20 protein-coding genes are annotated in these 23,516 nt (G+C 46.1%); 5 read left to right on the top strand and 15 right to left on the bottom strand.

Annotation, left to right across the window (positions count from 1 at the left end; genetic code table 11):
- Positions 1 to 8: 8 nt before the first annotated feature.
- Positions 9 to 1,178, bottom strand: a complete 1,170-nt coding sequence (locus OU814_RS30655) for a glycosyltransferase family 4 protein (RefSeq protein ID WP_268243216.1) — start codon at positions 1,176 to 1,178, stop codon at positions 9 to 11.
- 139 nt (positions 1,179 to 1,317) lie between these two features.
- Between OU814_RS30655 and OU814_RS30650 the strand changes: the two genes are divergently transcribed.
- Positions 1,318 to 2,370: a hypothetical protein gene (locus tag OU814_RS30650; protein WP_268243215.1), complete on the top strand. Its 1,053-nt coding sequence runs from the start codon at positions 1,318 to 1,320 to the stop codon at positions 2,368 to 2,370.
- Here OU814_RS30650 and OU814_RS30645 read toward each other — a convergent pair.
- From OU814_RS30645 to OU814_RS30605, 9 genes are all read right to left on the bottom strand, one after another.
- Positions 2,360 to 3,622, bottom strand: coding sequence for an ABC transporter ATP-binding protein (locus tag OU814_RS30645; RefSeq protein WP_268243214.1), 1,263 nt, complete (start codon positions 3,620 to 3,622; stop codon positions 2,360 to 2,362). The two genes, OU814_RS30650 and OU814_RS30645, sit on opposite strands and share 11 nt — an antisense overlap.
- Before the next feature lie 40 nt (positions 3,623 to 3,662).
- Positions 3,663 to 4,487, bottom strand: coding sequence for an ABC transporter permease (locus tag OU814_RS30640; RefSeq protein ID WP_268243213.1), 825 nt, complete (start codon positions 4,485 to 4,487; stop codon positions 3,663 to 3,665).
- Positions 4,488 to 4,603: 116 nt separating this feature from the next.
- Positions 4,604 to 5,191, bottom strand: coding sequence for an acyltransferase (locus tag OU814_RS30635; protein ID WP_017289222.1), 588 nt, complete (start codon positions 5,189 to 5,191; stop codon positions 4,604 to 4,606).
- Positions 5,192 to 5,391: 200 nt separating this feature from the next.
- On the bottom strand, positions 5,392 to 6,558 hold the full coding sequence (locus tag OU814_RS30630; protein WP_268243212.1) for a glycosyltransferase family 4 protein: 1,167 nt from the start codon (positions 6,556 to 6,558) through the stop codon (positions 5,392 to 5,394).
- Positions 6,555 to 7,490, bottom strand: coding sequence for an FkbM family methyltransferase (locus OU814_RS30625; protein ID WP_017289220.1), 936 nt, complete (start codon positions 7,488 to 7,490; stop codon positions 6,555 to 6,557). The genes OU814_RS30630 and OU814_RS30625 overlap by 4 nt, the downstream gene beginning before the upstream one ends.
- Positions 7,491 to 7,495: 5 nt before the next feature.
- Complete coding sequence (locus OU814_RS30620) at positions 7,496 to 8,551, bottom strand: glycosyltransferase (RefSeq protein WP_268243211.1); 1,056 nt, start codon at positions 8,549 to 8,551, stop codon at positions 7,496 to 7,498.
- A gap of 17 nt (positions 8,552 to 8,568) precedes the next feature.
- Entirely contained in the window at positions 8,569 to 9,744 is a 1,176-nt protein-coding gene (locus OU814_RS30615) for a glycosyltransferase family 4 protein (protein WP_268243210.1), read from the bottom strand.
- A 19-nt stretch (positions 9,745 to 9,763) separates the two neighbouring features.
- A complete protein-coding gene (locus OU814_RS30610; RefSeq protein ID WP_268243209.1) occupies positions 9,764 to 11,146 on the bottom strand; it encodes a hypothetical protein in 1,383 nt (460 codons plus the stop codon).
- A gap of 119 nt (positions 11,147 to 11,265) precedes the next feature.
- The gene (locus OU814_RS30605) at positions 11,266 to 13,542 is read right to left on the bottom strand and encodes a GumC family protein (protein ID WP_268243208.1); all 2,277 of its coding nucleotides are present in this window, start codon (positions 13,540 to 13,542) and stop codon (positions 11,266 to 11,268) included.
- Between the two features lie 281 nt (positions 13,543 to 13,823).
- Here OU814_RS30605 and OU814_RS30600 point away from each other — a divergent pair, with 281 nt between their 5' ends.
- The 3 genes from OU814_RS30600 to OU814_RS30590 all read left to right on the top strand — a co-directional run bounded on the left by OU814_RS30600 (position 13,824) and on the right by OU814_RS30590 (position 17,791).
- Positions 13,824 to 14,906: a polysaccharide biosynthesis/export family protein gene (locus tag OU814_RS30600; RefSeq protein ID WP_268243207.1), complete on the top strand. Its 1,083-nt coding sequence runs from the start codon at positions 13,824 to 13,826 to the stop codon at positions 14,904 to 14,906.
- A gap of 449 nt (positions 14,907 to 15,355) precedes the next feature.
- Positions 15,356 to 16,597, top strand: coding sequence for a glycosyltransferase (locus OU814_RS30595; protein WP_190652674.1), 1,242 nt, complete (start codon positions 15,356 to 15,358; stop codon positions 16,595 to 16,597).
- A 114-nt stretch (positions 16,598 to 16,711) separates the two neighbouring features.
- A complete protein-coding gene (locus tag OU814_RS30590) occupies positions 16,712 to 17,791 on the top strand; it encodes a thioesterase domain-containing protein (RefSeq protein ID WP_268243206.1) in 1,080 nt (359 codons plus the stop codon).
- A gap of 273 nt (positions 17,792 to 18,064) precedes the next feature.
- Here the strand turns inward: OU814_RS30590 and hpsJ-A are convergent, their stop codons facing one another.
- The 5 genes from hpsJ-A to OU814_RS30565 all read right to left on the bottom strand — a co-directional run bounded on the left by hpsJ-A (position 18,065) and on the right by OU814_RS30565 (position 22,577).
- Complete coding sequence (gene hpsJ-A / locus OU814_RS30585) at positions 18,065 to 18,775, bottom strand: HpsJ-like protein, cyanoexosortase A-associated (RefSeq protein WP_268243205.1); 711 nt, start codon at positions 18,773 to 18,775, stop codon at positions 18,065 to 18,067.
- Positions 18,776 to 18,790: 15 nt separating this feature from the next.
- Positions 18,791 to 19,444 (bottom strand): cyanoexosortase A system-associated protein, encoded by a 654-nt coding sequence (locus OU814_RS30580; RefSeq protein ID WP_268243204.1) that lies wholly within the window; start codon positions 19,442 to 19,444, stop codon positions 18,791 to 18,793.
- Between the two features lie 6 nt (positions 19,445 to 19,450).
- The gene (crtA, locus tag OU814_RS30575) at positions 19,451 to 20,350 is read right to left on the bottom strand and encodes a cyanoexosortase A (RefSeq protein ID WP_268243203.1); all 900 of its coding nucleotides are present in this window, start codon (positions 20,348 to 20,350) and stop codon (positions 19,451 to 19,453) included.
- 96 nt (positions 20,351 to 20,446) lie between these two features.
- A complete protein-coding gene (locus tag OU814_RS30570; protein ID WP_268243202.1) occupies positions 20,447 to 21,436 on the bottom strand; it encodes a hypothetical protein in 990 nt (329 codons plus the stop codon).
- Between the two features lie 16 nt (positions 21,437 to 21,452).
- Entirely contained in the window at positions 21,453 to 22,577 is a 1,125-nt protein-coding gene (locus tag OU814_RS30565; protein ID WP_268243201.1) for a hypothetical protein, read from the bottom strand.
- Positions 22,578 to 22,981: 404 nt separating this feature from the next.
- Between OU814_RS30565 and OU814_RS30560 the strand changes: the two genes are divergently transcribed.
- Entirely contained in the window at positions 22,982 to 23,470 is a 489-nt protein-coding gene (locus OU814_RS30560) for a L,D-transpeptidase (protein ID WP_026148766.1), read from the top strand.
- The last annotated feature ends 46 nt before the right edge of the window (positions 23,471 to 23,516 follow it).

Here is a 23,516-nt window from a genome sequence, read left to right as displayed (position 1 = left end):
CGGTTTGATTAGTAAAGTGAGATCAGCGGATTACTTCTTTCTAAAATCGAGTCGAAAAACTCTAAATGTTGTCGTGCAACGACTGACCAGCTATAGGTCGAATGTGCCCTATCGAGTCCTTTTTTTGAGAAGACATTTCTTTGGTCTGGATCATTCAACAACATCGAGATTGCCTGTACCCAAGCTGTCTGATCCTTTTCTTTAACAACAATCCCAGCATCGCCAATCACATAAGGAATTTCTCCACTATCACTGCCAATTACTGGAACTCCGCTGGCAAAGGCTTCAATGAGCATTCTGCCAAATTGCTCACGCCAGCTTTTTGTCGTCTGGCTTGGCGCGCAAAGCAGATCCATCGCATTCAGATAGTGCGGAACTTGATCATGTCTCACGGTCGTACAGACACGCACTCGATCGCCATAACGCGCACCCCAAGATCGTAAATCCGCTTCCATTCCTCCCGTCCCAACAAACAGAGCACGCCAAGGCTGCGAAATTTGATCGAGCGATCGCATCAATAGCTCTAGCCCTTTCTCAGGTACAAACCGCCCTAAAAAACCAATCACAGGCACATCCCCTGTGTCCCATTCCAACTGCTGTCGAACCTTCTGCCTTGCAGCAAGATCGGGTGCAAATAGCTCCACATCAACGCCATGCGGAATATGTCGAGTTGGCAGATCATAGTGACGACGCTGCTTTAGTGTATTTGCGACGGTCTGACCTGCATAAATCCAAGCTGTCGCACGTTGCATCGAATAGGTTTCAATCCAATTGAACGGGGGTGGATAAGACTTTGGATTGTTCTGGCAGGTGAAATAGACAAGTGGCGTTTTAGGCTGAGTCCATCGTGCAACCTGCCCTCCTGACACCACATAAGGCTCTTGCCAGCAATGAACTAGATCCCACTTTTGCTGAAGAATTTCTCGGAGGCGATCGTGATACATCATCAAATGGGTTGGCTGTTGCCAACGCATCGAAACTCCCTCTAGCACACAGCGATCGTCTTGATCTTGCCGAAGTTGTAAAGGTCTTAAATCGCCTTTTAATGCTAGAGGTGAAACGATCGTAATATCCCAGTCTGATCCACTAATGCGCGCCATCTCATTGGCGAGGCGGCGATTGAGCGGAACAATGTAGGAATGTCCAATGGTCAGGAGTTTACGAGAAGAAAACTGCATTCACTTGCAAAATTTAAGGTAAAACTAAGGCTCGTCGATCGCTGGTTTAATCACACTGAACTATCTAATTTTTATGCAATTCTACCCACCGTAGAAACACTCAATCTAAATTCTAATTCTGCAAAATCACAGCAATTTTATGCAAACTCTCAAGGAAATCATCACGATCGTGCCGAAGTTGCCGCCAGAGATCGATGGATTAGGAGACTATGGTTTTCGTCTGGCTCAACAGCTTTTCGCGGATTATGGAGTACGAACTCGCTTTATCGTAGGCGATCCAAATTGGAGCAGTAATACGCTTTCTCACTCTTCAACGGTTTCAGTAAGATCACCGCAAGCCCTATCCGCATTATTACCTCCTCTAGATCAGGTCGTTTTTCTCCACTATGCAGGACATGGGTATGCGAAACGAGGCTGCCCATTTTGGTTAGTTCAAGCGCTCACAGAGTGGTGCAGGATGGGCGGACGCTTGATAACAATGTTTCACGAACTCTATGCCACGCGTCCACTTCTAAGTAGTGCATTACTAACATCACCTCTACAAAAGAAATTAGCGATTCAGTTGATGCAGATCAGCGATCGGGTTTTCACAAATCGCCAATGCTACGCTGAAAAGATTCAAATGCTCAGCCATCATCGAGAGGTTACAACGCTCCCTGTTTTCTCCAATATTGGAGAGATTACCCACCCGATACCGTTGCAAGCGCGATCGCGAGAATTAGTGATCTTCGGCAGTTCCAGTACGCGCCAGCGAATTTATCAGCAGACATCACTGCTCAAGCGAATCTGTCAAAGCCTAGAAATTCAGACGATTCTGGATATTGGAGCGGATATCAAACTCAAATCTGATTTGCCGATTCGTCAACTCGGAATTCAACCCGCAGAACAGATTAGTCAGATTTTGAGTCGTGCGAGCGCAGCAGTAGTAGACTATCCAATGGATTCCTTAGCAAAATCAGGTATCTTCGCAAGTTATTGTTCGCATGGTCTTTTACCGATTGTTATCTCATCTCGCTTGCATAATCAAGACGGGCTTGAAATGAATCGTCATTACTGGCTAGCAAATTGTAAGTTAGATCTCAATCAGGCACAAGCGATCGCAACAGCAGCATATACCTGGTATCAAACTCATTCTCTGAAAGTTCAAGCTCAATCGATCGCTCAATCCTTAGAATTATTTATCAAACTCTAGCAACGGCTAAGTGCTGCCAATGCGATCGCAACTGCACGCCCCCTGAATCCCGGAGCAGAATATTTGGAGTCTGTAAACCTGGCAAAACCTCTATCTGCCAGCATCCAGGTAAATAGTCCAAGATTCTGCCAGACTCCAACCGAGCAACCAGATCAATCAGATAGCGACCTGGCTGAAGGGGAAGGTTTTCTAACTGCATTTGAATTGTGCCAGTATCTTGTGAGAAGTTCCAGAAACGACCAGACACTTCACTATCGAGAGTCATCAGTCGAGTTCCTGCAAGTGAATTGAAGCCGATTCCAAATGCAACTTCCTGAATGGGTCGGTAGGCTTCGTACTCAAGTTGAATCGTCAACGTCTCTCCATACAAAATCTCTCGACCCTGATTGAAGGTTATGGCTAACAGTCGCAGTTTATCTTCGGCACAATACTTTCGCTCTGCTGTGCGAAGATCAATAACTGGATTGGTAGACTGAAACGTAGAGCCTAAGTATTGATCAGCCACGGTGCGAATTGAGCCAGATAGGACAATCTGCCCATCTCTAAGCCAAATGGCTTGATTGCAAAGGTTCTGCATCACAGCAATGTTATGGCTGACAAATAAAACAGTTCTGCCTTCTTCTGCAACTGTATCCATCTTGGTTAAGCACTTCTTTTGAAACTGTGCATCTCCAACTGCTAGCACTTCATCCACAATCAGAATTTCTGGTTCTAAATGAGCAGCAACAGCAAATGCAAGCCGCACATACATTCCAGAGGAATACCGCTTGACAGGCGTATCTAAAAACTTCTCAATTTCTGCAAACGCAACGATTTCATCAAACTTGCGTTGAATCTCGGCTTTGCTCATGCCGAGAATCGCGCCGTTGAGAAAGATATTTTCACGTCCTGTCAGTTCAGGATGAAATCCAGTTCCAACTTCTAATAAGCTCGCAACTCGTCCCCGCAGGCGGATCTTTCCGGTTGTCGGTCGAGTAATTCGACTCAAGAGTTTCAGTAAAGTAGATTTTCCAGCCCCGTTGCGCCCGATGATGCCGACACGATCGCCTTGTTGAATTTCAAATGACACATCTTGCAGTGCCCAAAATTCCTCGCGATCGCGAGAAGATTGAGACGATCGGGTCAAAGGATTGAACACTGAGCGCGCACGCTTGACGAGTACGTCTCGCAACGCCACATAGTGCTCTCCTTTCTGATGCCGCAGCATATATTTCTTACCGAGATTTTCAACTCGAATTGCTGGGCTAGACATGCATCAAACTCCTTTTCATCAATTCTCAACGTCTAGAAAACTAAATGATATCTGCGAAGGATTCTTCCATCTTGCGGAAATAGCGGATTCCGCTAATCAGCAGCAGCAGCACCAAGGTTAGAGATGTGATAAATCCAGGTAAATGCAGTGTTGCATTTTCACCCAAAATCGCCCAGCGAAATCCATCTATCACGCCGACCATCGGATTGAGTGAATAGAGCCAGCGCCATTGTTCTGGGACAATATTACTGCTAAATCCCACAGGCGACACATACAATCCAAATTGAACGATAAAAGGAACAATATATCGAAAATCTCGGTACTTCACATTCAATGCTGCTAGCCATAACCCTGCACCAATCGCAGCAGCAAAAGCAATGAGAATAAAAGCCGGAAGGGTCAGAATCCGCCAGTTGGGCACAAAGTTATACCATGCCATTAATCCGAGTAAGACCATTCCGGAAATCAGGAAGTCCACAAAGCTGACAATCACACTGCTCATCGGAACAATCAGCCTAGGAAAGTAGACTTTGGAGAGCAGATTTGAATTGGCAGTTAAGCTATTGCTAGAGTCGCTTAAGGCATTGGAGAAGAACTGCCAGGGCAGCATTGCAGAGAACACAAGAATCGGATAGGGCACACCTTGAGCGGGAAGTTTTGCTAATCCACCAAAGATCACTGAAAAGACGATCATGGTTAACAAGGGACGTAACAGCGCCCAAGCAATGCCGATCGCAGTTTGTTTATACCGGACTAAAATATCTCGCCAAGCTAAGAAATACAGGAGTTCACGGTACTTCCACAAATCTCTCCAATATTGTCGATCGATGCGCCCCGCTTCCAGCGTTAACTCTTCTAAGTGCATTTCTGTTGATTCCTGATTTAGAGCAAGTTATATTTTCAGCAGGATTACGGACTGAGATGACTGAATCATTCAATCAGCGAGTTCGTATAAAATCGCCTGTAGAATTACTAGATTATTCAGTTAAATAATCGATTGTAGTGAATCGTATAGCTTAATTCGGTTGAGCGAGTTCCAATCGGCTTTGCTGGAATGCCCCCAACGATCGTAAAAGCTGGAACATTGCGCGTCACAACAGCACCAGCGGCAACAGCACACCCTTCGCCTAACGTTACGCCTGGCAGGATCATAGCGCGTGTCCCAATAAACACATAGTCTTCAATCACAACAGGGCGTACTTGTCCTAAGAATTCAGAGCACTGCAAGTTATGATCTGCGGTCAGAATACAAACCTCAGCAGAAATAGAGACATTTCTACCGATCGTGACTCCACCCCGTGTGTCGATACGACATTTCTGATTAATCACCGAATTATCGCCCATGATAAAACCATTTTTGGCATCAAAGCAGGTTCCTAAGAAAATAAAGCTTCCTTGCCCAATCCGGAATCTCAAAAAATGCCGATAGTAGAACAGCCGCAGATGATGAGAAGGGAGCTTATTAAGAATATGATTTGCAACATACAAAACTGCTTCTACTGCAATGTACTTCAACCCAATCAAGAACTTAAAGGCGGTTTTCTGAAAATCTGGGGCTAAAGCAACCATGATATTGGTAAAAGAAGAACACTTTCGGTTTAATACTGCATGAAAATTTGAACAGGATCTTTTTTTTAGGATTTTAGAGTACGTTATATTTTCAGCAGGATTACGGACTGAGATGACTCATCATTCAATCAAGAAGTGCGTGTAAAATCGCCCGTGAGATTACGGCTTGCACCCTCTATATTGCAGTTCATTCCGTGAAACTACGAGCAATTGCTCAAGCCGAGAGGCTGATCTTTGCTCGATCGCATCACCTGTTCATAAAACTGCATCAATTTTTGCATATGATTTTGCAGCCCAAAGGATTGTTGTGCCATGCGCCGACCATTTTCGCCAAGTTGCTTTGCCAAAGCCCAATCAGTTGCTAGACGTTCTATATGATTAGCTAATCCTGCAATATCGTTTGGCTCAACAAGCAATCCTGTGACTCCATCCAAAACGCCTTCAGGAATGCCTCCAACCCGGCTGGCAATCGTCGCTCTCGCATTGAGCATCGCTTCATAAGCGACAAGTCCAGCAGGCTCGTGCCAAACCGATGGAAAAATTAAAGCTCTCGATCGCTGAATCAGTTGATAACTTGCTTCCATATTGAGCCAGCCATGCAAGGTGACTCGATCTGCTAAACCAAGCTGTTGAATCATCGTTTGCAAGGTTGCAGTTTGATTGCCAACTCCTGCAATATCGAGATGAACTGGCACGTTAACTTGTGCGAGCGCGCGAAGCAACCAAACTACTCCTTTTTCAGGAACTAAGCGCCCTAAAAACGCGAAGTGAGGAATTCCGATTTGAGGTGGCTCTTGAACATGCGCGACTTCTGTTGCACACACGTATAGTGTGTGAATTAATTGAGGTGGATAACCTTCGGCAATCATGTGTTCTGTGACAAACTCGCTATTCGTCAAAACTGGGATTTTTGCTAGAATTCGCTTCTCATTGAACAACGTCTGGAAGTTCTCCGCTAATCGGTGGGGACGGATACTTCCACAGTGATCAATCAGATGCCCCCACAAACACCCCTGCAAACTATAAGCGCGATCGCAAGGAGTTCCTTGTCGCTTTAAGTATTTACTTCCGCTTGGACAGTAAGCCTGATGTCCATGCATTGTTCTAATCGTCACAAAGTCTTCGGGAGGCGCAAGACTCACACTAGCATGAAGATGTAAAAGCTCCACTCCTAGACGTTTTGCTTGTTCGTATAACGATGCTTCTGTCTCTGCTGCGATCGCAGAATTGTGGTCTGATGGACTTGTGTACTTAGAAAAGTAATAGACAGTATGACCAGCGGCTTGTTGTGCCCCTGCAATCCGTTTCAGATAGACCTCGACTCCCCCTTGACCTTCAAGATGATGAATGTAATGTCCAATAATCATCTCAAGCTCTCGAACTGTTCCAAAATTACCTTAGCCTGTTCAGCAGGCAAAATCAGAATGTCTTGATGTCTAGATTCAAGCTGGCTGAAATCTTGCACTTCTAGCTGAAATTTTCCGTGAGTCTGAGGGTGGATTGCGACTGCGATCGCATCTTCATACAGCAGTGCTTGTAAAGAGAGGTTGTGCTCCTTCAAAATTTGATCGGTCAGCGTTGAAAGCTCCATCAAAATCACAGGTCGATCGCGTTTGAGGGTTTCTGAAAGTCCTTGAAGTACGAAAGGTTCAAATCCTTCTACATCAATCTTGATTAGAGCAACTTCAGAAACTTCAAGCTCAGTCAAAACTTGATCACCTTTGCGAATCGGTAGAGCAATCGGAATATTCTGATTCCAAGATGCACCCGCTACGAAAGAACCTGTTCCCGTATTGTGAGAAGCAGGTTCGTAGTATGCTAGCTCGATTTCCTGTGCCCCTAGTCCAAAGGGGTGAATTTGCCAAGTGTGATCGGCGTAATTCTTCCATTTTGCAAGCAGTGATTGAAAAATTTTAGGATGTGGCTCAAAGCTATGAATCGAATCGACTTTGCCCAACATCAAATTAGAAGTAAAGCCGACGTTTGCACCAACATCAATAAAATGAACCGAACGGCGAAATTGAGCAAGGCAAGTTGCTATCGTAGTCAAAATTTGAGCATTTTGGGGTTCATAAGGCTGCGAAAAGAAGACTTGATAATCAATGCCAAATTTGAGATTACCTGAGTAAGGTTTGCCTTGCTCTAAGACAGTAAAATCATAGTCAAAAATTGCATCCTGCGGGACAGCCCAAAAGAGTAGATTACGCCCTCTCTTCACCCAGTAGCGAAAAAGATGGCTCACAGAATGCAAGATGCATTTCTCAACGGTGTTTGGAGTACGAGTAATCGCCAGTTGCATAGGAATTAGATGAGAGAGAGTAACGAAGATTTTTGTAAGCTTTTCAGCTGGTCGAGCAGTGCTTCCCAGTCTCCAGTTGGCACAATATAACCATTGATCCCTGGCTGGATATGTTCTTTCATGCCTGTGTCTTCTGTGACAATAGCTGGCACGCCACACGCGATCGCTTCCATTGGAGCATAGGAAAATCCATCTTCATACGAAGGATGAACATACACACTAGCACGCTGCAAATGGGGTAACGGATCACCGGGAGCAATCCGAATCCGACAGTCTCGTTTTTGCCAGGCTTCTAAATAGAGCCGCATACCCCGAGTCGTTGAGCCGCCAATTAAAATCAGTTCCGTATCACACCCTTGAAGGCGAGAAAAGGCTTCGAGCAGCACAGGAATTCCCTTCGCCACGCTCAGCGTTCCCGAATAGACAACCCGAAACTTTCCGTCGTTACAAGGTTGAGCAGGGGGCACAAATCGAGGATGGACAGAGAACTGTCGGATGTTTAACTTAGATTCTGGCACGCCTGCTCTGAGAAACGACTCATAACTATAACTAGAGGCAACATGAATAATATCTGCTTCCTCATAAGCTCGCAGAATTTTTTGGCGATGTGCATCATTCAGCCAACTTGCTTCAATACCAAAATCTCGAATTGCTTTGAGATGTTGCCGAGCCACATTGTTGATATGACTGTTATCTGCTTGCAGTGCGAGAACGCGATATCCTAGCTGACGCGCGCGTTTAAAAGAATGAAAAGCTTGTCCAGCACACCCTGTCTCAAATTCATCTGCTGGGCGAAGTGAGGCAGCAACAGCGCGATCAAACCAATCATTAAAGTAATAATTAATCCAACCTGGACTAAACCGAAGCGGAGGACAACGAAACAAGAGTTTGCGGCGATTTGAGATTTCAACGGTTCTTCCAATGGCATCCTCTGCTTTCGGACGCGGAGTATAGTACTCGATCAAGCGATTCTGCGATCGCGCTTCTTCGACAATAAATGAGAAGTGTTGTCCCAGTCCTCCCACATCATAAGGAGCAGAGCAGGCTACCGTTTTTTTCATCGAAGTGTCCTCGGCTTTTATCGCATAGAATACTGAGTCTGAACCGTACTGGATGTCGGAGTTTCAACCGCATCAACAATCTGCTTTGCCATGTGATCCCATGTCTCCCGGTGCAATTGGGGGATAACTTGCGTATGCAGAATTTGCTGGTAGTAATTTTGATGACTTCGCCAATGATACAACTTATCAATTAGATGTGAAACATTGTTCGCATCGGTTAAAAGTAAATCTGTTAATCCTTGGGTATAGCGTTCTGCGACTCCAGCCGTTGCAGTCACAATTGCTGGAATTCCGCAGCATAGCGCTTCATGCACGCCTAATCCATAAGCTTCGTACCGTGTCGGTGCAATCAAGCAATCTGAAGCCCGTAATAGATCCGGTACATCAGAGCGAAAGCCGAGAAACTGAATGCGATCGCTCAATTGCTGATCTCGAACCCGCTGCCTCCAGCGCGGCAGTTCTGCACCTTGCCCAACGACGATCAAATCACTATCCCAAGTTGGGTCTTGGCACAACTGTTGCCAGGCTTGAAACAGAACATCAAAGCCTTTTCGTCGATCGCCTAATGCACCGATAAAAATAACGATCGAACGATTTAAAGGCAAATTGAGCTTTTGACGCAGGAATTTTACTTCTTCAGCACCGGCAGCGTAGAACTTCGATGAATCAGATCCATAGTAAACTGGGCAAATTTTAGCGGGAGTTGCGAGCTTATACCGAATCAAATCAGAGACAGTTCGATGCGAATTTGCAATAATAATGCGGGCATTTTTCAAGCTGCGTTTTTCAGCTTGACAGTAAATTGGATGAGTCAACGCACACTTCAATCGCTGTACAAAGCTAGCTTGGGTGTTCGGCTGATAGGCAGCATGAACATAATGTACCCAGTTCACATCACTCCAACGGCAATTTCCACCATTGACTAAAACGCGCCCACCTTGGGCTGTGATGCGCTTTGCCCAGAATTGCCCAGCCGCATTGAGAAGAAACTCACCTAAAAAGTAAGACTTTGCAATTTTAGGAACCCGATGCCAGAAAACGTTTGGATAGTTTTGTAACTGGGAGTCAACTCGATGCGCGACAAGATGAACTTCAACCGATTGACGAGCTAAGTAATCGGCCAGAGCATAGTTGGCGCGATCCATTCCGCCTGTTTTTACAAAGTCGGCGGCAACGAGCAGAAAAGATTTCATGGTTGTCTCCGGAAAAAGATTACTTGCCATGTTTGATGTGCGTTGCTGCTGATACACAGAGGGCTGAATTGATGAGCCAAAAATCCATTCCGGTCTGGCTCATAAACGGAACATAGTTAAACGTAATAGCGATCGCGCCAATGTTGTGAGCAAGAATAATCGCGCCCCAAAGCTGTAGAGATGACCTGCGATCGCTAATAATTCGCCAGACTGCGACGCACGCTGCAATCAGCGCACCTGAATAAGCAATGACTAAAGGGATGCCGCCATCGAGTACCCAGCCTGTCCACTGAATTTCTGCCCAGATCGGCTGAGTCAATGGATTCAATTGATTCCCAAAATAGTTATTCATCATCCCCCATCGCGCTAAGCCTGCGCCCAGCGGGTATTGTGGGATGATCTTAGTGATTGTTTCTTCTAGAAAAATACCTCGGTTCTGATACAGCACTGCATCAGGTGGCTCAGTAATCAGGGACAAAAATCGCTCACTGGTGACTGATCCTCCTACACTCATTGCCCAAGTTGTGGTTGCGATCGCAATGAGAATGCCAGCACCGATCATGGCGGTCAGGTGCCAGAGTCGCTTCAGTTGCAATAGAATTAATGCGGTCACAGCTAAGCAGACAAGCGCGAGAATGAAGATTGAACGAATTTGCGAAAGATAGATACAAAATAGACCGATCGGCACACTGATTACGCCCAGCAGCCGAAAAATCAGATGCCCTTGCTGCAAAGCAATACCTGTACCCAGGAGTAAAGCGTAAAATCCAGAGGTTGCTGCACCTCCAGGCAAATCCGTTAGCCCGGTTGGGCGATAGAGTGTCAATCCATTGGCGATTACGATTTTTAAGTGTTCACCTCCGAACGCGCCTTCTTCAATATTTGAAGAAATGGCAAATTGAAAGATCTCGGGATAGTAAACTTGTAGCACTCCGACGATCGAGCTTAGAACATGAAATCCCCAGAGTAGATAGACCAGCCAAAGAAAATCACGCTCTTTGAGATCGAGCCGACTCACCCAGAACAAAGGTGCAAGAATCGCTAAGTACATCAGGCATTGAGCAGCTCCGGCTGGAATACTACTCAAGTAAGGATGCCAAAAGAACTGCAACATCATGATGCACATCACAGCGATCGCCCAAGGTTTAGCCGGATGCTTTAATCCAGTCTTCGGAATTCCCCATAAAAAAGCTAAGCTTAAGCCAAATACGGCAATCCGAACCAGTGTTCTGAACTCTGCAATAGCCGGAATCAGAAGTGAGACTTGGAAGATGAATTGGCTCACAATAAAAGCGTGTAACCAAGAAAACTTCGGGATCTGAAATCGGACTGAAGAAGATGCGACTGGAGAGTACGTAAGTCGCGAATATTCTTCCTGATGTTTCACAGCTTTACTATTCATAAGCTTAGGAACTTCCTAACATATTGAGCATTCTGCAGGGACTAAGCTGTTAGAACAGCAATAAGTCATCATGTCAGATCCGAATCGGTATGTGATGTTTGTCGGTTCAACTTGAGCAATTAGACTGTCTCAACTAAATCCGAGTTGTAGTTACGGCGGACGTATTCGTGATACTTATGCGCTAAATGCGTACCAGGCTTGAGGCAATTTGCAACGATACCTAAGACTGGGCTACCCGACATTTGCAAGCCTCGCAGCGATTCGATTAAAGCCGTTCGACCTGTATTGCCAAGCCCAACAACCAGAACACTTCCATCCACTTGACCGGATAAGATCAAGCTATCTGAGAAGCCTAGCACCGGAGGTGCATCGTAGATAATCAAATCAAATTCCTCTTTGAGGTCTTCCATGAGCGTCTTCATCTTGCTCGACGACAAGAGACGACTTGCATCCATCTGAGCCTTGCCCGCCGTTAAAACAAATAGATTCTGCTCCATTGCAGACTGTTGGATCAACGTATCTAACGGAGTATCTGAGGTAAGATACTGGCTTAAGCCTTGTTCATTCGGAACTCTTGCATAGACATGCACTTTCGATCGATACAGATCCGCATCCACGAGCAAAACCCGCTGACCCATCGTTGCAGCCGCAAGTGCCATATTCATTGCAACGGTTGATTTACCATCACTTGCTAGCGCTGAAGCAACGACGATCGAATGCAATGGATTTTGCAGATTCGTCATTGAAAGGCTGAGATTCAAGCTCCGAAATGCCTCGCGGAAGATAGCAGCATCTTCGCTTAAGTCGATCGAGAACGTTTGAGCAGGTTTACCCGCATTTTCAGCCAAAGCTCCACTCGGTAGATTCCGTAACGAAGACATTGCGGGCAAGCTTGGTTCATGCAGGTTCTTGTAGAACGGAATGACACTTAGCAATGGAATCTTTGTATCCTGTTTGAGGTCTTCCGCAGAATAGAGAACATCATCGAGTTTATCGACGAGGAGTGCTGCTAAAACACTGAGAAACAGGCTGCCGAGAGCGCCTAATGCCGCACTTTGAGGAATGCTTGGGAAAATCGGTGCTGGACGTTGGGAAGGAGCAGAAATAATCTGCCAGGGCTGTGTATTTTGTGCCGCTTCGATTTGCAATGTTTCACGACTGGCAAGGAAGCGATCCAAGCTATCATTCGCAACCTTGAGTTCTCGCTGTAGATCGACATCTTGACGAATCAGAGACGGAATTGCCTTTAAATTCACTTGCAACTGCCGAGCCGTTGCTACGAGGGAGCGATCTCTCGCCTCTAGCGCATTGATCTCATTGCTCACTGTAATCAGCTGGCGGTTGAGTTCAATTAACGTTCCACTCAGGTTGCCTTGAGCTTGTTTCACGCCAGTTGTACTCAAAGTTTGCCTTGCTTCTCGTTCCATTTGAGCGAGAATTCCCTGGCGCTTCTTGATCAATGCTTGCACCGGAGGAGCATCTGGAGTGAGGCGCTCTGCGTTCATTGACAGCTGAGTTTCAACTTGCTGGAGTTGCGATCGTAGTTCTTGAAACGCTTTCGATTCACTGAGTGCAGAAGCCGCGATCGCAACTTCAGGAGTATTGCCGACCTGCTTTCGCAACGTTGCGTAAAGTGCTTTGGACTCAGCCAGCTTTGCTTGAGTTTGCTTTTGATTCGTTTCAATCTCACTACTGAGAGTAATCAAGTATTTTGCGCGATCTTCTGGATTCACAATCTGGTTTGATTCTCGAAACCCTTGGAGTTGACTTTGAATCTGATTGACTCGGGTGTAAAGTCCAGGAAGCTGTTTTTCGACAAACTTAATTCCTTGCTGAAGATTGCGACTTCTTAATTGCTCCCCATAATCCAAATAGTTCTGCGACAGCTTCTCAACCACGGATAGCCCTTGATTCGGATCGTGATCGAGATAGCTGACTTCAAGAATTTCGGTATCTTTGAGGCGAGTCACAGAGAGTGATGTGAGAAACTGATCAAACTTAAGATTCGGATATTCTTTTTGCAGTTCTTTGAAAGCAGGCTGTAACACCTGAGAACTTTTGAGTACTTGAGTTAGAGTCGTAAAATTCGTACTAGAAGTAAGTTCACTCAGCCCCATACTGGCTTGCTGTCCCAGCATTTTGCCTTTATCTGCCTCAATCAATAGCCGGAATGTACTCATATAGACAGGCTTGCGCGAGACTGACCATGCCATAGTTGCACCCAATAGAATCAGAGCAACGACTGCGACAAAGAGCTTTCTTCGCTGGACAATATCCCAGATTTTCTTGAGATCAACTTCGGAACGGCTCTCCGTGTTTTTTAGGCTAAAAAGGTGCAGCGGAGTTGCGTGCTCTCGCTCAGATTGATACAGCTTGGATAAAGGATTAGTACTCATGAACTCAAGTGGGTATTCCGTGATGCTACTTGCGTATTTTCTGCTGGCAGTGCAGAACACCATCAGGTTGCGCCCAGTATTTCACGCCATTTTGATTCCAGAGTCCGTAATGGTACTGAATCTCACGTTTTGAGCAGTACTGATAATCTAGGGATATTACAGGGTGGAAATTCCCTAGAATCGTTTACCTTAACGTTTGCCTGTACCTTCTTCTAATTGTCACATTTGCCATTAACTTCAATATGAATAGGGCTTTAACTCGCTTGTGTCTAGGCTTGTCAATGGCAATGATTCAGCCGATCGTTGTGTTGGCTCAGACTCCAATGCCACCCTCTAGAACGCTGCCGCTCCTGCAAGCAGGCGTAACCCCCAAATCTGAGATTACGTCAGCGATCGGAAGTAGCTACAAGTTAGGCGCAGGAGATTTAGTGCGGCTCGATCTGTTTGATGTTCCTGAACTCACGCTGGAACCACGCTACACAATTCTACTAGACGGTATGTTGAATCTACCGTGGGTAGGCAGTGTATCAGTTCAGGGATTGACGCTGAATCAAGCTTCAGAGCGCTTAAAAGAGCGGTATCAAAAATTTATCAAGGATCCTGTCGTTACAGTGAGTTTGGTTGCGCCCCGCCCTTTGAAAGTCGGCATTATTGGTGCAGTGAATCGTCCGGGATCTTACATCGTCAACACGATTGGGAGTGAAGTGAACCAGGCAAGTTTGAGCCAGCGAAACTCGGCTGAGAGTGGGAGCCAGTGGCCGACCGTTTCTAAAGCGATTCAAACTGCGGGTGGGATTGCTCAACTGGCAAATGTCAAAGAGATTGAAGTGCGCCGTCCCACAGCAGATGGTACGCCGGAAACAATCAAGGTGAATTTGTGGAAGTATCTGAGAGAAGGTGAGCTAACACAAGATATCCCGCTCCAAGATGGCGATACAGTGTATGTGCCCATCGCAGAGAAGATTGATCCAACTGAGGCAACAAACATTGCAATGAGCAATTTTTCGCCTGAGCAAATTCAGGTGAATGTGGTTGGTGAGGTTGTTCGACCCGGGGGTGTTGCTGTACGTCCGAATTCGACGTTGATGCAGGCAATTCTCGCAGCGGGCGGTGTTGCACCGGGGCGAGGTAAAAAGACGAAGATTGAATTAGTGCGTTTGATGCCGGATGGATCAGTGAATCGGCGAGAATTTAAGTTTGATGTTGCGATCGGATTAGATGAGAATTCAAATCCAGCAATTCATCAAAACGATGTAATCATTGTGAATCGTAGCAGTACAGCAAAAATTTCTGATCTGTTAGGAGCAGTTGTTAGCCCAGTCACAGGAGCTTTTGGATTGCTACGACTCTTGCTAGGTAATTAGTCTAGTCGTTCGCCACAATAATATCTGCTCATGAACTTCAGGATTGCTTTCAAATCCTGAAGTTCGCTGGTGTTTCGGTTTTGCTCAACAGATACAACCCAGTTTTTCGCGATTGCAACATAGTCGATGATTTGATGGTACATCCACAATAAATTCAAATTGATCATTACACCAAGAAATTATCTAGAAACGTTCTCTTTTCTTCTACAAGCTAAACGAATCCCCGCACATCTACGTAGCTCTCTAGTAAAAGAAACTCTGTAAAATTCAAGTACTAAAATTGATTCGATTTAGTAAGTTTGCAACTATTTCTATCAACCCAGCCTTGGCGACTCATCCTGATCATTGCGGTTGCCCCTTAAGAGTTAGTCGAATGATTGTTCTGGGAGAATTCTACCTGTCAATTTGCTCAGATTTCTTATTGATCTTGTCACACCTGTATTGTAATCATGTCGTACATTCAAATCTCAAATCACATTGAAGCCCCCAGTGTTAGTAGATCTGTACGGAATCCGCATACCCCGCTGCGAATTTGTCATCTATCAAAGTACTATCCACCTCAACCCGGTGGGATTGAAACGCATGTGCGTGCTATCGCCACTTCGCAAGCTGCACTAGGGGCGAAGGTTGATGTTTTGTGCGTGAACACTTGCGATCGCGAAGGTCGAGAAGCTCAGCAAACTCACACGATTGAAGAACTCGACGGTAATGTGCGCGTGATTCGACTAGGACGACTGTTGAATGTTGCACGCGTTGATGTTTTTACAACCTTCTCTCAATATTTTGATAGACGCAGGGCTGCCTATGATATTGCTCATCTACATACGCCGAATCCCGCAATGGGAATGCATTGGGCATTAGCAAATTCAACGATTCCGCTGGTTGTGACGCACCATAGCGATATTGTGAAACAGCGCGTACTCAAGCATGTTGTCAATCCGATGCTCAAGCATATTTACCATCGGGCGGCGCGAGTTTTGATTGGTAGCCCAAATTATCTAGCAGGATCAGATTTTCTACGTCCCTATCGCGATCGCGTTGAAGTTCTTCCCTTTGGGATTGATTTATCCATTTATCGCCAGCCGACTCCAGCCGCGATCGCTTACGAGAGACGACTAAGGGCAATGCATTCAGGTCCAATTTGGCTATGTGTGGGGCGCTTAGTTTATTACAAAGCCTTGCATGTCGCAATTGCCGCTTTACGCGACGTTCCTGGCACCTTAATGATTGTTGGGAAAGGCGAGTTAGCAGACGCCTTGCAGCGTCAGGCAATGGACATTGGTGTGGGCGATCGCGTTGTGTTTAAGCAGCAGCTTACTCAAGATGAACTGGTTGGAGCGTATCGGGCATCGACTGCTTTATGGTTTCCGTCGAATGCGCGTAGTGAGGCATTTGGGTTAGTGCAAGTAGAAGCAATGGCAAGTGGGTGTCCGGTGATTAATACTGCAATTCCAAAGAGTGGAGTCACTTGGGTGAGCCGAGGTGGAATTGAAGGATTAACGGTTCCGATGAATGATGCAGAGGCATTAGCAGAAGCTGCTAATCGGTTGTTAAGAGAGCCTCAGTTACGGGGAAAATTGTCGATCGCAAGTCGCACGCGATCGCTGCAATTTGATCAAGATCTGATGGCACAAGAGAGCTTGAGAATTTATGAGCGAGCGATCAATCGCAAGGAAACAGCATTCGTATAAGTTGCAATTTCAGACAGATAGCTTAGCTCAAAGAAGGCTATATTATTTTGATTTTCAGAGGTGCATCCTTCGCAGAAATAGCGTTACATATAAAATTGTTGGATGAGGGGAACCATGTCTAGTCTTGCTGAACAGTTACTTTCTCAACAGCCAAATTGGGATCAAAATCAGGACTTTCTGTATCAGATTGATGCAGATCGAGCAGGTCACTCTTCGATTGATCAGATCGAACAGGACATTGCCCAAATTTGGAAACAGGCGCTATCCGTCGAGCAGATTCAGATTCACGACAATTTCTTCGACTTGGGTGGAACCTCAATGCTGGCAATCGATGTACTCGAAGAACTCGAAGAACTGTTTGACCGAGATTTGAGCCTTGCCAGTATTTTTGAAGCCCCCACAATTCAGCAACTTGCACAGAAGATCAAAGCATGTAGCCCTTCTGCGTGGTATTCCCTTGCTCCGCTGCAAACCAAGGGTTCTAAGCCCATTTTGTTTGGTATCCATGTGTTGGAATATCGCAGTCTGTGTCAGCATTTAGGATCTGATCAGCCTGTCTACGGACTGCGCTACGGGATTGCTCAAGAGTCGATCGAGCATGTTCCAGATTTACCCCGTCAGATCGAAGCCTTAGCAGGTCATTACATCCAAGAAATGCGATCGCTACAGCCTCAAGGACCTTACTTTTTGATGGGCTTTTCTTTGGGCGGCAGAATTGCGCTGGAGATGGCGCAACAGCTAATCGCGTCTGGGCAGTCAGTCGGTTCGCTGATTGTTTTTGACACTTTTCTCAGCAAGCGCTTGAGATGGAATTCGTTCAAGCAGACGATCACTAGGCTTTCGGAGCTTGAACTGAGTGAAATCATCCGCAGAACTCGCGCAGCATTGTTTCCTCGGGTTCAGCCTTCTCCTGAAGGAGCTTATAAAGCGTATCAAGCATATCCACTTGGAGAATCTCATTTTTTCGAGCCGTATTTGCCAAAACCTTATCCGGGTAAAGTCTTACTCTTCCAGGCTCAAGAGCGCGAGAGTGGGGTTTTGCGTTCGCGAGAAACACCGGAAATACTTTGGAAAAGTATTGCTTTAGGAGGGTTAGAGGTTCATGAAATGCCTGGGGATCATGGGGCAATGCTGGCGGAGCCATATGTGCAACAATTGGCTCAGATTTTGAAGCAGAGCTTAAATCATCATTAGCCAAGACTCAAGCTGTCATGCCCTAAACATAGTACAAGGTTGCACTTTGCTTTCCTGGCAGACTAGTAACCGAATTCTCACTTGATCATTCGTAAGCCTGGGACAGTTTGGGCTGCTCGATAGAACCATTGATCATGCAGCCTGAAGCCCGCGATCGCTGAGCAAAAGCTGGCGTGACGCGGACAATTAAACTATGCGATCCACAGCGGCAATTACATCAACTGTTTGCAATTCTCGATACTCAGATCAAAGATCATGACAGCAAGAGAGCGACTACCGCGACATTGCCAGCGGTCGAGCTTTGATTTTCTTCTCACGCGCCCAACTCGATAAAGACCAGAGATACAAAAACGCAACCCCCGCAACAGCAGCACCCAATGCCCATTTCGTGCCCTTCTTGACCAGATTCTGCGTCTGTTGGGCGACGGTTGCTTTGAGTTGGGCTTCTACCTGCTGAGCTTGCGCTTCCACGCCTTCTAGCTGCTGCTTGCGAAACTGAGGAACATTCAAGTTCTCTACGGAGCCAATCGCCGATCGCTGGACTAACGCTTTGACTTGTTCATCTGACAACTTGCCTAATTGTTCTTGAGCCGCTTTGGTGCGATCGCGCTGTTGTGCAAGTTGATTCACCAGCTTGGCGTTGTTTTGATTGTAAATTCGCCAGCCTGAGCTAACTGTGAGCGGAACTAGAAGCAAGTAAGCGATCGCATAAATTAAAAGCGCCCACGACAAGGGCTTCAGCGCAAACCGCTCGACCTTGTGGCGACTCGTTTCCTCACCCAAAAAGATCAATCCGAACCCAATTAGCGGAAAGCCAACTCGCTCGACCAAATTTCCAACCGTATTGAACTCCCAATCCGAGTTAAACACTTGAAACGGATATAACAAATCGACGAGATCGAACACACATAAGACTAAAATTCCATAGCCTACGATTCGCAAACCTGCGATCGCCTTTCCGGCAGAAGACGACTCAAACTGCATAATGACTCTACTTTGCTAACGTTTTGGAAATCTTGGCGACCACCAAGCATAAATCTCTTGCCAAACTGCGACTAATTGCTGATGAACGGCATCCACCGACTGATTCGCAATGGGTGCTGAAATTGTAACCCACAAACATCGGGAATCACGCAAATCTTCTGTGCCTAAAATTACTGGGATAGCTCGATCGAGTTTCAGATCGTAAGTGTTGCGATTCGCGAAAAATTGCGCGTGCGTCACAGTACTCGAACCGCGAGGATTGATACAAGAACTGAGATAAGCAGTCTGTTCATGCTCAAATCGATCGTAAAAACCAGTCTGTCCTTGCTGCTGCTGAGATTTCACAACAGCTTTTTGAGAATCAATCCCATAGGCAGATCGATAGCTCGCAATATCTCCATCTGATTCTGGCAGGTAGTGAATTTTTACTTTGAATGCCTGATTGTCTTGTTGATAAGTATATTCATAGCCTTTGATGTCTCCCCAATCTCTAAGCAAGCTTTTCGTTTCAATCGCCTGTCCTGCAACAAATTGAGCTTGATCGAGTTGTACTTGATTGGGAAACTCAAACACTGAATCTTGACCAAGATTCGGATCAATCACAATTCTGCCAGCAACTAGAACAATGCTGAAGAGAGTTAGCCTGAATGGCACAAGAGAGAAAATCATAGAAGATTAGCGAGATGAATGCTCTAGAGACTTCTCTGAGTGAGAAATTTCTGGCTTTGGCTGCTCGATTAGAGACTGACAGTAACCACTAAAGATGAACATCGAAATCATCGAAAAGAACTGCGCACCTTGACTGCCATGCCAGTAATCAAATCCTGCTGTATTGTGACTTGCAACTAAATGTGCTAACAGCATGATTCGGAACCCATTCACAATGAATGCAGAAAGAATCGCGATCGCCAGAACCCAAAACTTTTCTCTGTGACGAGCGGGATAAACCATTAAAAAAAAGAATGCCACTTTCAACGAAACCAGAATTGCTTCTAAGCCTGAACACCCTGGATAGACATTCACCGTTCCCGTTGGCAACGAGAGTAAGGTTCCCTGGCGCTCGACTAGAAATCCGCAATACCACATCAGCGTAAAAGAATACTTTGCCGTGAGCAGGCTAGAGTTGATGAGGCGATCAACCAGAGTCAACGCTTGCTCTAACGGCAACGCGATCATTGCAACCATCCAAAACTCGCGTTGATAGTGCTTGAATTGCTGAAATCCTACTGCGATCGCAGCCATTGCAATCCCAATCAGCAGCGAATTCAAGCCAAGAATACTACCACTCGCGCTGGTCAGATTCCATCCGCGCACAAGTAAAAGTGCGATTAAGAACCACCCGAACAGCTGCGCCCCCCTTTCCCGTCTCAAAACAATGAGATCGCGGCGTTGCCAAAGCCGATAGAACACCGCAGACCAGCCGATCAGTTCGATCGAAACATAGTTCAAATTGCCCGTAAATCGCCAATACATCAGCAGATGGAGGCTGATTAATGCGATCGCGACTCCAGCAAACTCAGCCTTCACATCGCTGAGTATCTGAATGAGTTTCAACCGATAGCGCAGGAAATACATGAGCAGGATTAAAGAGGTAGAGGCAAACTGCTAGGATTTGCGAATGGCAGTTGCCAAGCAAAGATCCGAGAGCATTGAATTCACGATCGCTCAGGTTTAACCACCAGTCGCCAAGGTCGCTCGAACTCGACGCAGGATATCGCCAAGGGTTTGAAACTCAGGATTCTGCGATAGAGCCAAAAGCGCAGTGCCACTCGTTTCATTCACCACTTTGTTGTAAGACTGAATTGCTGTTCTCAGCGCATTCATATTGAATCCTGTACAAGCTAAAGCACTCGACTCGCCGCAGCCTCCAAATACGGCTTCACTTGCGATCAGCATTTCCGCCAACCCCTGAGACAGTTGCAAAATCTCAGCCGACGTTAAACTCGTATTCCCAAGTGACATTACCATACTTTTCGCAGCTTGCAACGTCAATGGAGACGCATTCGCAATATCCAGTGCAGCAAGCACACCTGCTAGTACCGCTGCTACTTTGGAATTTGGAGCAAGAATCGTTTCAGTGATCTGCTTACCTGTAGCATCTTTCAGAGCAGGAGAAGTCGATGTAAATCGCAACTCAATCTGACCCTCTGACTTTGATAGAATCTCAACTCGAAGATCGCGCGCCACACCTTGACGATCGTTGCCAAAGATTCTAAAGCGACCATTCTGATTGCCCAAGGTATCCACATAGCGAGTAAACCGAGTTGCAATCTGGCTCGGTATACTGCTTTCACCCTCTAGGTTGAAGCGCACAAATCCCGGAGCATCTTGCTCAACTCCTGGCTCATTCGGCGGAACTGCGGACTGAGAAATCACGGTTCTGAGTTCTCCGATCGTTTCGTTATACCGATACAAGCGACCTGTTGAAACCAGAATATTCGCGATCGTTTGTTGAGTTGGATTACCCGATCTGAGCGCCTGCAAGATGCGAATGATCTCGCGAGTAGATTGAGGTGAAAGGTTCGGAGGCACAATCCCAGACCCAGGTGTCAGCCCATTCGATCCAGGGGGAGTGTGAGCAAGACTGGGTGATACGATCGCGAAAGTAAAAACTGCTCCCAGTGCCAGCGTGCGCTTCCAAGAAACTAAGGTTTGATGCATAAGAATTCACTAAAATTTAGTACCGATAGCCTGCGTAGTTGAAACCGTAACCAATCCCGAAGGAGAACAAGGTATTGTTATCGTTGCGCCCCAAAACATTGCCGACAACAAAGGTCAAGAACAGCGGAGTTGTCTTCAGGGGCACATAGGAAACACCCAAATTGAGATCTTGTCCTGTCCAACTTGCGATCGCGGATGCCTGTGGCACAACCCGCAGTCCAGCACTTGCAAAGACTCCCACTCCTCCTCGGCGATTTTCAATGTTCTCAAAGCTGCGGAATCGTCCACCGCCGACACCCAAGGTTAATGTCAAAGGTAAAGAGTTGACTTGATCGGTAGGACGCAAATCGAAGATTTTACTTGCAACACCATAAAAGGTCGAGACGGTATCCCGATTCGCTTCACCCCAAACGATGCCTTCATCTAAACCGATTGCGATCGCGGCTTTTCCAGGGAGCGCACGATGGAGTTTTAGCCCGATATCGCCATTTCGTCCGAAGCGTCGCAAACTGCCAATGTTGGCATTGACTTCTAAACCGAGGGCACGCTCAGAGTCGCCTAATCCAAATCCAGCGCTCAGCGCACCATCCGATTCGTTGATTCTCGGTCTGCGGTTGGAAAATGCGAGTCCAATGAATGCATCCCCAAAGTTTGCGCCAAAAGCACTGGGAACACCAACGGTTGAACCGGGAGAATAGGCAGGAATCCGCAGTTCGGTCAAGGGTTCAATCGTTAAGCGCTGACGTAAGCTCTCTGTATTTTCGCTGGCTTGAGCGATCGAGCTTTCTGAAGTTGAAGACTCTGCAAGTAATTGGCGAGCGCTAGCCTGAGATTGAGTTTTGAGAAAATTTTCTTTAGTGACACCTGCTAAGCGCGTCGTTTCGGGCTTAGAGATCGGCATTGCGGGTTTAGAGATCGGTTTTTCAGGCTTAGAAATTGGCGTTTCGCGCTTAGAAAACTCAATTTCACTTGCTTCAGCCTTAGGAGTAGATTTAAGCCAAGACGCATCCCTAGGATGTTCTAAATCGGGCTTTTCAGCTTGGCGATCGTCCGATTTGAGATTGTCCGATTTGACAATGACTTTTGCTTTGAGGTCGAGAGTAGCTTTGCTATCTGAGGTAGCTTTTGCCGCGAAGCTCATCCCCCCAAATCCAGCAAGGATGAAACCGAATGCGAAACATCGAATCCAGAGGATTGATATCGGAGGGCATGGACTTGAGTAGGAGATTTTCATAAACTGGGGCTTTCGTCTTTATCTGACTGAGAAAGAATCAAGGAGATCCGCACCGACAGTCTATAGAGAGTCTCTCTACGTATACTCCGTAAATTTGTGTATCTTTTTTGTAAAAATCTGCAAAAGGTGAGTGCTCTTACTGAAAGGGTTGATTCAGTGAGTTCATCTAGCTTTCTGGAATTGAGGTCATGATTTTGTAGTTAAATTTACAAGCTTTTAGATAGACTGCTCTCATTTCAGGTTGCATCTTCAGACTTCGCTACTTTGCTCTATCTACGCTTGTCATCCCATCGATTTCTGGGTTGGCAATGATGAAAACACAAATTCATTCTTTTTTATCGATCGCGCTACTCATCGGGACTTTAGTTGTTGCGCCTCTCCCCGTCTCGATGCCTGTCTATGCTCAGACAGATACGATCGCGCAAGCAATTTCAACTTACAAAAAAAGCAATCAGCGCTGGATTGAAGTCGATCTTGCACGGCAACGTGTATATGCCTGGGAAGGAAAAAAACAAGTTTATGCCGTGATTGTTTCGACCGGGAAACCAAGTACTCCAACTGTGAAAGGCGTGTTTAAAATTCAATCTCAGCATCGGTTTGCACGCATGCAGGGAGAGGATTATGACACTCCAGATGTCCCGTATACGATGTACTATTATCGCGGTTATGCGATTCATGGCGCTTACTGGCATCACAACTTTGGAACCCCTGTCAGTCATGGCTGTGTGAATGTTGCAGTCGATCACGCGAGATGGCTATTTTACTGGGCAGAGGTTGGAACACCTGTCATTGTTCATTAATCATTTACGAGTCTAGAATCACTCTTGCTTCGTATGTCTTAAGTCA

The sequence above is a fragment of the Leptolyngbya sp. GGD genome (genome assembly GCF_026735145.1).
GTDB lineage: Bacteria > Cyanobacteriota > Cyanobacteriia > Leptolyngbyales > Leptolyngbyaceae > Leptolyngbya > Leptolyngbya boryana.
The sequence above is the reverse complement of the archived record's forward strand: the minus strand, read 5'-3'. Positions and strand labels throughout refer to the sequence as shown.